The following is a 441-nucleotide window of genomic DNA, read 5'->3' as shown; positions in this document are numbered from 1 at the left end:
ATGTAGCGTTGCAGCAGCACCAGCGGGAACGTCACCATCACCAGGCAGACCGCCACGGCGGCCATCAGGTGATAGGCCGGCGTGCCGAGCTTGTTGGTCAGCTTGTACAGGTACGTGGCGAGCACCAGATGGCCTTCCGGATCGCCCAACACGAGCACCAGCCCGAAGACCTCGAAGCCCAGGAAGATCACCAGCACGGCTGCGTAAAGCAGCGCGGGGCGCACCATCGGCAGGCTCACGTTGAGCGCCACCGATAGCGGCGATGCCCCCGCGATACGCGCGGCTTCTTCCACATCCGAACCGAGGCTGCGCAGCGCTGACGAGACATACAGATACACGTGGGGCACGTGCGTCAGGCCCGCAATGATGATGATGCTGGTGAACGAATACACGTTCCACGGCGCACCGCCAAACAGGCTCTTGAACCACACGGTGTAGAAG

General features: G+C 62.8%; 1 protein-coding gene. It reads right to left on the bottom strand.

The genetic code is table 11. The features are described 5' to 3' along the window. Nucleotides 1–441: ABC transporter permease subunit (locus JWJ90_RS22930; RefSeq protein WP_205229520.1), on the bottom strand; the 441-nt coding region annotated here is incomplete at both ends.

The sequence above is a fragment of the Desulfobulbus rhabdoformis genome, assembly GCF_016919065.1.
In the GTDB taxonomy this organism is placed as follows: domain Bacteria; phylum Desulfobacterota; class Desulfobulbia; order Desulfobulbales; family Desulfobulbaceae; genus Desulfobulbus; species Desulfobulbus rhabdoformis.
The sequence above is the reverse complement of the archived record's forward strand: the minus strand, read 5'-3'. Positions and strand labels throughout refer to the sequence as shown.